Annotated in this window: 7 protein-coding genes; 3 read left to right on the top strand and 4 right to left on the bottom strand. The window is 74.1% G+C overall.

Going from position 1 to position 11,140, the window contains the following annotated elements:
- Nucleotides 1–1,753, bottom strand: a 1,753-nt coding sequence (locus tag G3I42_RS09565; protein ID WP_164284257.1) for an ATP-dependent helicase, incomplete at its 3' end; no start/stop codon positions are given.
- Between the two features lie 109 nt (nt 1,754–1,862).
- Nucleotides 1,863–2,258 (bottom strand): MGMT family protein, encoded by a 396-nt coding sequence (locus tag G3I42_RS09560; protein WP_164284255.1) that lies wholly within the window; start codon nt 2,256–2,258, stop codon nt 1,863–1,865.
- A 324-nt stretch (nt 2,259–2,582) separates the two neighbouring features.
- On the opposite strand from G3I42_RS09560, the gene G3I42_RS09555 reads away from it, so the two are divergent.
- The 3 genes from G3I42_RS09555 to G3I42_RS09545 all read left to right on the top strand — a co-directional run bounded on the left by G3I42_RS09555 (nt 2,583) and on the right by G3I42_RS09545 (nt 8,890).
- On the top strand, nt 2,583–5,438 hold the full coding sequence (locus G3I42_RS09555) for a lysylphosphatidylglycerol synthase domain-containing protein (RefSeq protein ID WP_343244501.1): 2,856 nt from the start codon (nt 2,583–2,585) through the stop codon (nt 5,436–5,438).
- A 112-nt stretch (nt 5,439–5,550) separates the two neighbouring features.
- Nucleotides 5,551–7,152 carry an alpha/beta hydrolase gene (locus G3I42_RS09550; RefSeq protein WP_164284253.1) on the top strand — a complete coding sequence of 534 codons (1,602 nt, stop codon included), beginning with the start codon at nt 5,551–5,553 and terminating at the stop codon, nt 7,150–7,152.
- A 46-nt stretch (nt 7,153–7,198) separates the two neighbouring features.
- Nucleotides 7,199–8,890, top strand: a complete 1,692-nt coding sequence (locus tag G3I42_RS09545; protein ID WP_239096359.1) for an alpha/beta hydrolase — start codon at nt 7,199–7,201, stop codon at nt 8,888–8,890.
- Nucleotides 8,891–9,069: 179 nt separating this feature from the next.
- Here the strand turns inward: G3I42_RS09545 and moeZ are convergent, their stop codons facing one another.
- Complete coding sequence (gene moeZ, locus G3I42_RS09540) at nt 9,070–10,248, bottom strand: adenylyltransferase/sulfurtransferase MoeZ (RefSeq protein ID WP_164284251.1); 1,179 nt, start codon at nt 10,246–10,248, stop codon at nt 9,070–9,072.
- A 63-nt stretch (nt 10,249–10,311) separates the two neighbouring features.
- Nucleotides 10,312–11,130, bottom strand: coding sequence for a spherulation-specific family 4 protein (locus G3I42_RS09535; RefSeq protein WP_164284259.1), 819 nt, complete (start codon nt 11,128–11,130; stop codon nt 10,312–10,314).
- Nucleotides 11,131–11,140 lie beyond the last annotated feature (10 nt).

The following is an 11,140-nucleotide window of genomic DNA, read 5'->3' as shown; positions in this document are numbered from 1 at the left end:
GCGTGCGCGCGAGCAGGAGACCGAGCGCGCGCGCCGCCTTCGCGTACGCGGCGTCGTGCGCGATGAGCCGCTCGGGCTCGGCGAGCGCGCGTGCGAGCAGGACGTCCGAGGGGGGCGGTACGGGGTTGCCCGCCGCGCGCTCCTCGGCGCGCAGCGCCCGCCCGAGCCGCCGCAGATCGGCCGCGTCCATGCCGCACAGGGGGGAGGCGAGGAGGTCGACGGCGGTCTCGGTGGCGATCCAGGACGGCTCCGGGGGCGGCTCCGGCACGGGTACGGGCTCGCCGTCCGTCTCCCGTACGGGCTCCGTCTCGGCCAGGGCCTCCTCCCCCGCCTCCTCCGCCCATGCCGTCTCGCCGCGCGCCTCCGCCTCCGCCGTCACCCGCAGGGCCGTCAGGAGGGGCTGGACCGCCGGTTCGAGGCGGAGCGGGAGTTCGTCGCCCGCCGTGTCGATCGGGACGCCCGCGGCGGTGAGGGAGCGGCGCAGGGCGGGGAGGCGGTTGCCCGCGCGGAGCAGGACGGCCATGTCGCCCCACGGCACGCCGTCCTCCAGGTGGGCGCGGCGCAGGAGGTCGGCGACGTGGTCGGTCTCGGCGCCAGGACTGGGGCACGTGCAGACCTCGACGGCGCCGCCCTCGCGGGTGGGGAGTTGTTCGCGGTGGGCGCGGACGGCGGCCGCGGGGAGGCGGGTGAGGGGGATGCGCAGGGTCAGGGCGCGGGTCGCGTCGAGCACGCGGCGGGCCGCGCGGCGCGCGGTGGGAAGCACGGCGACGGGGGCGGGGGCGCCCTCGCGCGTGCGGAAGGTGTCGGGGAAGTCGAGGATGCCGTTCACGTCGGCGCCCCGGAAGGCGTAGATCGACTGGTCGGGGTCGCCGAAGGCGAGGAGGGTGCGGCCCTGTCCGGCGAGGGCTTCGAGGAGGCGGACCTGGGCGGGGTCGGTGTCCTGGTACTCGTCGACGTAGACCGCGTCGTAGGAGCGCGCGAGTTCCCGGGCGACGTCGGGGCGGCGGGCGAGGAGGTCGGCGCGGTGGACGAGTTCGGCGTAGTCGATGACGCCCTGGAGGTCGAGGACGTCGAGGTACTCGGCGAGGAAGGCGGCGGCGGCATGCCAGTCGGGGCGTCCGGTGCGGCTCGCGAAGCGGTGCAGGGCGGCCGGGTCGAGGCCGAGTTCGCGGCTGCGGGCGAGCACGGCGCGTACCTCGTCGGCGAAACCGCGCGTCGTGAGGCAGGCGCGGAGCTGACCGGGCCAGCGGACCCGGCCCCGGCCCCGGGCGGCGAGGGCGATCTCGCCCTCCAGGAGTTCGCGCACGGCGAGGTCCTGTTCGGGTCCGGAGAGCAGGCGGACCGGGGAGCCGTCGGGGCCGGCCTCCTGGTGGGCGCGGACGAGGGCGTAGCCGTAGGAGTGGAAGGTCGTGGCGCGCGGGGCGGAGGCGGGGCCGATGCGCAGGGCCATGCGGTCGCGCAGGGCGACGGCGGCCTTGCGGCTGAAGGTGAGGACGAGGAGGCGTTCGGGGTCCGCGCCCGCCTCGACGCGGGCGGCGACGGACTCGACGAGCGTCTCGGTCTTGCCGGTGCCGGGGCCCGCGAGGACGAGGAGCGGTCCGGTGCGGTGCTCAACCACGGCCCGCTGGTGCGCGTCCAGAGGGACGGGGCCCGGCGGGGTCCGCGGGGTGCGCACCAGCCGGTAGCCGCCCGCGCTCTGCCGCCCGGCCCAGGGGCGTGCGGCGTGGGAGGAGGTGCGCGAGGAGGTGCTCACTGTGCTTGGCCGGTCCTGGTGGGGTGGTCGGGGGTTCGACGCTACGTCTCCCGTGGGGGCGGGGCGAAGTCGTGGGGCGGGTCGGCGGATGTGCGCTTGCGCACGGCTGTCAGTCCTCCACCCCGTGCCACCGGGCTTTCCGCACGTCGATACGGGGGACGTGGTCCTCGCTCGCGGTGGGGCGCAGCGGGGTGCCCTCTTCGTGGTAGTGGGCGAGGGCGCGGAGTTCGTGGCCGGGCAGGAGAGTGCCGTCGGCGCGGACGACGCGCCACCAGGGTGCCTCGTCCCCGTGCAGGGACATGACGCGGCCGACCTGGCGCGGGCCGACGCGGCGCGGGGGCGCGCCGGGGAGGGCGAGGTCCTCGTGCTCCCGGCGTTCCTCCTCCAGCCAGGCGGCGATGTCCCCGTATGTCATGACCCGTCCGGCCGGGATGCGCGCGGCGACGTCGAGCACCCGGTCGACGTAAGGAGGGGGCGGGGGTGCGGGGTCGTGCTGCTCGCTCATCCCGCCCATCCTGCCGCACGCGTCGGACAGCCGGGCCCGGTCCCGCGTCGGGCACGGCGTCCGGCTCCGTGCCGGGCACGGCGTCCGGCCCGGTGCCCCGTGTCCGGCCCCGACACGACGGCGATGGCGGTCCGTCCGGGCGCGGGCTGCGGGAGGGTGTCAGGGGGCGCGGGACCGGCTGCGTACGCTCCCGAATTGCACCCTGATGCCCCAGGGTGCTGTCAGGCCGTGCCACCATCGTGCGGGCGGTGACAGGTGATCCCGAACCGACCAGTACGAAACCGACAAGTGCAAGAGACTTCCGAGACCCCGAGGCGGCAGAGCGTGCGATCCGAAGAGCCGGACAGCTCTGCCGGCGTGTCTCCCCGCGAGGAACGGGACCCGCGGGAACGGGCCGCGCAGGACCCGGCGACCCAGGAACCCGCCCTACAGGAACCGGCCCTTCAGGAACCCGCCCCGCACGACGGCGCGGACGGGGCCGAGGCGCGGCAGGACGGTGCGGACGGGGCCGCCCCCGCGCCCGTACGCCTCCACAAGGCCCCCGCCAAGGAGCACGCGCCCCCTGCCACGGGCGCCCACCCCTCCCCCGCCCCCGAGCCCGAGGTCGTGCACGCGGACCAGGTGGAGGGGGACGAGCCGCTGCTGCCCGCGCGCGTGCACCGCCCGTACGACCTGCTGCGGCTGTGCGTCGGCGTGCTCGCCCTCGCGATCGTGCTCGGGGTCGCCGCCTTCGCGCACGGGACGACGTCCGGGCTCGAACAGGACATCAACCGGGGGACGGGCGAGGCGCCCGATCTGCTGATCAAGTTCGCCGGGCTCGCCTCCAGCATCGCCGTGCTGCTCGTCCCCGTCGCCTTCGCGATCGAACGGCTCGTCAAGCGGGACGGCCTGCGCATCGCCGACGGCGTGCTCGCCGCCGTGCTCGCGCACGGCGTGACGCTCGCGACGGACCTGTGGGTCGCCGACTCGGCGCCGCAGTCGATCAAGGACGCGCTCACCCAGCCGTCCCCCGCCGACGTCCACGTCCTCACCGACCCGGTGCACGGCTACCTCGCCCCCGTCATCGCGTACATGACAGCCGTGGGCATGGCGCGCAGACCGCGCTGGCGCGTCGTGCTGTGGGTCGTGCTGCTGCTCGACGCCTTCGCGATGCTCGTCGTGGGCTACACGACGCCGTTCTCGATCGTCCTGACCGTGCTCATCGGCTGGTCGGTCGCGTACGGGACGCTCTACGCCGTCGGCTCGCCGAACGTGCGCCCCACCGGGCGCACCCTGCTCGCCGGGCTGCGCCACGTCGGCTTCCGGCCGGTGTCCGCCGCGCGCGCCGCCGAGGGGAGCGAGGAGCTGGAGCGCGGGCGGCAGTACTTCGTCACGCTGGAGGACGGGCCGCCGCTCGACGTCACCGTCGTCGACCGCGAGCAGCAGGCGCACGGCTTCTACTACCGCGCCTGGCGCCGCCTCACCCTCCGTACCGTCACGACCGGCCGCAGCCTCCAGACGCTGCGCCAGGCGCTCGAACAGGAAGCGCTCCTCGCGTACGCGGCGATCGCCGCCGGGGCGAACGCGCCGCGCCTCATCGCGACGTCCGAGCTGGGCCCCGACGCGGTCATGCTCGTCTACGAGCACACCGGCGGGCGCAGTCTCGACTCGCTCCCGGACACCGCGCTCACCGACGCGCTCATGCGCGACACGTGGCGGCAGGTCCAGGCGCTCCAGTCGCGGCGCATCGCGCACCGCAGGCTCACGGGCGAGGCGATCCTCGTGAACCAGGCGGGCACGGTCATCCTCACCGACCTGCGCGGCGGCGAGATCGCGGCGGGCGACCTCGTGCTGCGGATGGACGTCAGCCAGCTCCTGACGACCTTCGGGCTGCGGGTGGGCGCCGAGCGCGCGGTCGCCGCCGCCGTCGACGTCCTCGGCCCCGACAAGGTCGCCGACGCGCTGCCGCTGCTCCAGCCCATCGCCCTGTCGCGCTCGACGCGGGCGACGCTGCGACGGCTCAGCCGCGAGCGCGCCCAGCGCGAGCGGGACGCCGTGCTCGCCGCGTCCGAGGCGCGCAAGAAGGCGCGCGCGGACGCGGGCGAGGTGGAGGAGAGCGGGCGCAAGGCGGCGCGGGACGCGCGGCAGGCCGAGAAGCGCGCGATCGACGCGGCCATGGACGAGGCCCGCGAGGAGGACCTGCTCGCGCAGATCCGCCACGAAGTGCTCCGCGTCCGCCCGCAGGCCCCCGTGGAGCCGGCCCGCCTGGAGCGCATCAGACCGCGCACCCTCGTCACGTTCATCGCGGGCGCGATCGCCGCGTACTTCCTCCTCGCGCAGCTCAGCAAGATCGACTTCCAGCAGATCATCCACAACGCGCAGTGGGGCTGGATCGCCGCCGCCGCCGCGTTCTCCGCGCTCAGTTACGTCGCGGCCGCGATGAGCCTGCTGGGCTTCGTGCCCGAGCGGGTGCCGTGGCCGCGCGCGATCGCGGCGCAGGTCGCCGGGTCGTTCGTGAAGGTCGTGGCGCCCCCCGCGGTCGGCGGGCTCGCGCTCAACACGCGCTTCCTCCAGCGCGCGGGCGTGCGCCCCGGGCTCGCGGTCGCGAGCGTCGGCGCCTCGCAGCTCTTCGGGCTCGCCTCGCACATCCTGCTGCTCCTGCTCTTCGGCTATCTGACGGGTACGGAGAAGACGCCCTCGCTCTCGCCGTCCCGCACCGTCATCGCGGGCCTGCTCACGGCCGCCGTGCTCGTCCTCGTCGTCACCGCCGTACCGTTCCTGCGCCGCTTCGTCGTGACGCGGGTCCGCTCGCTCTTCGCCGGGGTCGTGCCGCGCATGCTCGACGTGCTCCAGCGCCCCTCGAAGCTGCTCACCGGGATCGGCGGGATGCTCGCGCTCACCGGGTGCTTCGTGCTGTGCCTGGACGCCTCCGTCCGGGCGCTCGGCGGCTCCTCGACCCACGTGAGCCTCGCGAGCGTCGCCGTCGTCTTCCTCGCGGGGAACGCGGTCGGCTCCGCCGCGCCGACGCCCGGCGGGGTCGGCGCGATCGAGACCGCGCTCTCGCTCGCGCTCGCGGGGCTCGGCGTACCGCTGTCGATCGGCCTGCCCTCCGTCATCCTCTTCCGCCTCTTCACCTTCTGGCTGCCGGTCCTGCCCGGCTGGATCTGCTTCAACCAGCTCACCAAGAAGGGCGCCTTGTAACCGGGGTACGGGGGGCACGGGCGGCCCGCGGCGGGGTACGCGGCCCCGTACGGCTCACCCGCCCGGCCCCCGCCCCGAGCGCCGCCCCCGCACGACCCCCAGGATGGGTTCCATGCCTCACTCGCTCCCGCCCCGCCGCTCCTTTCGCCGCACCCGGCTGCGCGCCGGGGCCGCCGCCCTCGTCGGCCTGAGCCTCGCCGTGTCCCTCACCGCCTGCTCCGACGACAGCGGCGGTGGCGGCGGCGGCCCGACGAACGGCGCGAGCGGCAGCGATCCGCGCGGCCAGTCGCTGAGCTGGAAGAGCTGCCCCGCCCCCGACCAGGCCCAGGGCACGGGCGACAAGCCGTCCCCGCTGCCCGGCGGCACGCGGTGGCAGTGCGCGACGATGCGGGCGCCGCTGGACTGGAAGCACCCCAAGGGCGCGTCGATCGATCTCGCGCTCATCCGCGCCAAGGCGAAGGACCAGGGCAAGCGCATCGGCTCCCTCGTCTTCAACTTCGGCGGCCCCGGCGGCTCGGGCGTCGCGACGCTCCCCGCCTTCGGCGACACGTACGAGACCCTGCGCACCCGCTACGACCTCGTGAGCTTCGACCCGCGCGGGGTGGGCCGCAGCGCGCCCGTGCAGTGCGAGAACCCCCAGCAGCTCGACCAGTACTTCGCGCAGGACAACACCCCCGACGACGAGGCCGAGCGCAACGAGTTCGTCACCGGCACCAAGAACTTCAACGCCGCGTGCGAGAAGAACTCCCGCGCCATCGTGCCGCACGTCTCCACGACCGACGCGGCGCGCGACATGGACCTCCTGCGCCAGGTCCTCGGTGACAAGAAGCTCCATTACTTCGGCATCTCGTACGGCACCGAGCTGGGCGGCGTCTACGCGCACCTCTTCCCGAAGAACGTCGGCCGCGCCGTCTTCGACGCCGTCGTGGACCCGACCGAGGACAGCGAACAGGGCTCCCTCGGCCAGGCGAAGGGCTTCCAGCTCGCGCTCGACAACTTCGCCGACGACTGCGTCAAGCAGGGCGAGGACTGCACGATCGGCGGCAGCCGCGACGCGATCGAGAAGCGCGTCGCGAAGCTCCTGAAGGACCTCGACAGCAAGCCGCTGCCGGGGCTCGGCGAGCGGAAGCTGACCCAGTCCGCGGCGACGGGCGGCATCGCGCAGGCCCTCTACTCCAAGGACTACTGGCCCTACCTGCGCGAAGGGCTCCAGCAGGCGTACGACGGCGACGGGCGCGTCCTGATGGCGCTCTCGGACGCGATGAACGGCCGCAACGAGGACGGCAGCTACTCCAACATCACCGCCGCGAACGTCGCCATCAACTGCGCCGACGACAAGGAGCGGTACTCGATGGCGGACGTCGAGAAGAAGCTCCCGGAGTTCCGTAAGGCGTCCCCGCTCTTCGGCGACTTCCTCGCCTGGTCCCTCGTCAGCTGCACCGACTGGGCCGTGCGCGGCGCCGCCTCGCACCCCGAGGTCTCGGCCCCGGGCGCCCCGCCCATCCTCGTCGTCGGCAACACGGGCGACCCGGCGACGCCCTACGAGGGCGCGGCGCGCATGGCGAAGCAGCTCGGCAAGGGCGTCGGCGTCGAGATCACGTACAAGGGCCAGGGCCACGGCTCGTACGACAGCGGCGACACGTGCGTGCGCAAGGCGGTGGACGGCTACTTGCTGGACGGGACGGTGCCGAAGGCGGGGACGGTGTGCGGGTGACCTCCGCGGCGTGACGGATCACTGACTGTCAGTGGCGGCTCGTACGATGGCGGGCACCGCGTCAGGGTGGCACGGTGCCCGCGGTGTTTCCCCGCGGGAACGCGGAGGGGAGCGGGACGTGCGGAGTACGGGGGCTGGGCGGCGGTACGGGGGCGGGGCGGCGCCTCGGCGGCGGGTGGACGGGCGCCGGGGTGCCGCGGGGCTGCTCGTGCTCGTGCTGCTCGTCGTGCTCAGCGGGTGTTCGGGGGGCGGCTCGGGAGGTGAGCAGCGGGGCAACGCGGGGCCCGCCTCCCCGTCCGCCTCGGCGCCCCCTTCCGCCTCCGCATCCCCCTCCCCCGGGCTGCCCCGCGCGCTCACCGGGCAGAAGCTCGCCTGGCAGAAGTGCGGGGCGACCGAGGGGTACGCGGCGCCGGGACGGGAGTGGCGGTGCGCGAAGCTGACCGTGCCCGTGGACTGGGCGAAGCCGACGGGCGAGACGCTGCGGATGGCCGTCATCCGCAGCGCGGCGACGGGTGAGCGGCGCGGTTCGCTCGTCTTCAACTTCGGCGGCCCGGGCGGCTCGGGCGTGAGCCTGCTGCCGCTCTTCGCGCCGGGGTACGGGGCGCTGCACCGCGCGTACGACCTCGTGAGCTTCGATCCGCGCGGCGTCGGCGGCAGCGCGCGGGTGGACTGCCGCGACGACGCGGCCGTGGCCCGCGCCGAACGCGCCGTCGACCTCACCCCGGACACACCCGCCGAGGAGCGCGCCTTCCTCGCCGACGCGAGCGCCTTCGGAAAGAGCTGCGCCAGGACGACGGGAGCACTGCTCCCCGAGCTGACGACGGCGAACACCGCGCGGGACCTCGACCTGCTCCGTACGGTCCTCGGCGAGGCGAAGTTCGACTACTTCGGCGTCTCGTACGGGACCGAGCTGGGCGGCACGTACGCGCACCTCTTCCCGCGGCACGTGGGCCGCATGGTGCTGGACGCGGTCGTGGACCCGGCGGCGGGCACGGTGGAGCACGCGAAGGGGCAGGCGCGGGGGTTCCAGCGGGCGCTGAACGCCTACTTCCGCTCGCTCGACGAAGATCCGAAGGCGGGCACGGCGAAGGTCGCCGCGCTCCTGAAGGACCTCGACGCGCACCCGCTCCCGGCGGGCAGGGGCCGCGAGCTGACGGAGTCGCTGGCCGTGACGGGCCTCGTCTCCCCGCTCTACAGCGAGGCGTCGTGGCCGCAGCTCACGCGGGCGCTCGACGCCGCCGGGGCGGGCGACGGCGGACCGCTCCTCGCCCTCGCCGACTCCTACAACGACCGCACCCCGGACGGCCACTACGGCAAACAGGCCCAGGCCCAGCGCGCCATCTCCTGCGCCGACGACAGCACCCGCCCCACGGCGGCCCAGGCCCGCGCCCGCCTCGCCGAGTTCCGCGCGATCTCCCCGGTCTTCGGCCCGTTCCTCGGCTGGGACACGGCCGGCTGGTGCCACGACTGGCCCACCCGGGGCGACCGCACCACCCCCGAGGTCTCCGCCCCGGGCGCCCCACCGATCCTGGTCGTCGGCAACACCGGCGACCCGGCCACCCCCTTCGAGGGAGCGGCCCACATGGCGAGGGAACTCGGCAAAGGGGTGGGCGTGGAACTGATCTGGCACGGAGAGGGCCACGGGGCGTACGGCAGCGGCAGCACGTGCGTGGACGACACGGTGAACGCGTACCTGCTCCGGGGAAGCGTGCCCCGTCCCGGCAAGGAGTGCCACTGACGGGCGCGCCCGCCCCGGGGCTCCGCCCCGCACCCCGCTCCTCAAACGCCGGAGGGGCTGGATTTTGGCGGGTTCGGCCCCACCAGTTCAGCCCCTGCGGCGATTGAGGAGCGGGGTCTGGGGCGGAGCCCCAGGAAGAGGGGCGGCCCTGCCGCAAGCAGGGCCACCCCGCCTTCCGCCTAGTACACCGGCTTTTCGGGTTCGATCGTGTTGACCCAGCCGATGACGCCGCCGCCGACATGGACCGCGTCGGCGAAGCCCGCGGACTTGAGGACGGCGAGGACCTCGGCGCTGCGGACGCCGGTCTTGCAGTGCAGGACGATCTTCTTGTCCTGCGGGAGGTCCTGGAGGGCGTTGCCCATCAGGAACTCGTTCTTCGGGATCAGGCGCGCGCCCGGGATCGAGACGATCTCGTACTCGTTCGGCTCGCGGACGTCGATGATGTCGATGTTCTCGCCGTCGTCGATCCACTCCTTGAGCTGCTTGGGAGTGATCGTCGAACCCGCCGCCGCCTCCTGCGCCTCCTCGGAGACGACGCCGCAGAAGGCCTCGTAGTCGATGAGCTCGGTCACGGTGGCGTTCGGGCCGCAGACCGCGCAGTCGGGGTCCTTGCGGACCTTGACCTCGCGGTACTTCATCTCCAGGGCGTCGTAGATCATCAGGCGCCCCACGAGCGGCTCGCCGATGCCCGCGAGGAGCTTGATGGCCTCGTTGACCTGGATGGAGCCGATCGAGGCGCACAGCACGCCGAGGACGCCGCCCTCGGCGCAGGAGGGCACCATGCCGGGGGGCGGGGGCTCCGGGTAGAGGCAGCGGTAGCAGGGGCCGTGCTCGGACCAGAAGACGGACGCCTGGCCGTCGAAGCGGTAGATCGAGCCCCAGATGTACGGCTTGTTCAGCAGCACGCAGGCGTCGTTGACGAGGTACCGGGTCGCGAAGTTGTCGGTGCCGTCGACGATCAGGTCGTACTGGCTGAAGATGTCCATCACGTTGTCGGCTTCGAGCCGTTCCTCGTGCAGGACCACGTTCACGTACGGGTTGATGCCCTTGACCGTGTCGCGCGCCGACTCGGCCTTCGGGCGGCCGATGTCGGCCTGGCTGTGGATGATCTGGCGCTGGAGGTTGGACTCGTCGACCTCGTCGAACTCGACGATGCCGAGAGTGCCCACTCCGGCCGCCGCGAGGTACATCAGGGCCGGCGAGCCGAGGCCGCCGGCGCCCACGGCGAGGACCTTGGCGTTCTTGAGCCGTTTCTGTCCGTCCATCCCGACATCCGGGATGATCAGGTGGCGCGAGTACCTGCGGACCTCATCGACGGTGAGCTCAGCGGCTGGCTCGACCAGGGGTGGCAGCGACACGGCAACTCCGTTGGTCGGTTTTTCGGAAGACTGCTTCTGCCCGTAACAGTGCCATGACGCTTTTCATTCCGAGACACCACGTCCGGTCCGCGAGACGATTTCGTCCCAGTAGCCGGGCAGTGTCGCGAATACCCCCATTTCGCCGTCCTCTTGGGGTGCGCGGGGGCGCCGGTCGGTGACCAGTACGGTGCCCGCGCCCTGCCAGCGGGCGAGCCGCAGCGCCTCGTCGAGGCGGGTCGCGGGGAGCGAGTGGACGAGGTGGCAGAAGCGCTCGGCGGGCAGGTCGGCGGTCCACTCGGGGGGCCGCGCCCAGCGGTAACGGCTCCAGGGCCCGGTGAAGGTGACGAGTTGGGCGGCGAGGTCCGCGTAGCCGGGGTGCGGGTGGACGCCGTGACCGAGGACGACATGGGCGGGGCCGAGGGCTCGTACGCGGGCGAGCAGGCTGGTCACGGCGGGAAGCCATCCCTCGTCGGCCGGACAGCGGTGCAGGTAGTAGCCGTCGACGTGGTACCAGTCGCGCCAGGCGCGGGCCTGGGCGAGGACGAGGTGCGGCTTGGCCGCCCCGTACGCGAGGTCGAGCCGCCCGAGGACGAGCGCGGCCCCGGGCCCGCGCCGCCTGCGCGCGTTGCTGATCCGCCCGGCGGCGAGCAGGCAGTCGGGGTCGGGCCGCTGCCCGGGCCCGTTGTCCACGTCGAGGACCACCCAGTGGACACCCGCGTCCTCCCGCAGCGGCTCGGCCCACTCCCCCGGCGCGAGCAAGGGGTGTGGGAGCGCGGGCAGCGCGAGGCGCGGGCGTACGCCACCGGGAGCGGACCCGCCGGAGCGCGGGCGCGCGGTGGGGAGCGGGGCCGCGGGGGGTGCGGTGACGGGGGGCGAGGGCACGGTGGCGGGA

It is taken from the genome of Streptomyces sp. SID11385 (assembly GCF_010548245.1).
Classification (GTDB): domain Bacteria; phylum Actinomycetota; class Actinomycetes; order Streptomycetales; family Streptomycetaceae; genus Streptomyces.
This window is presented reverse-complemented; position numbering and strand designations above follow the sequence as displayed.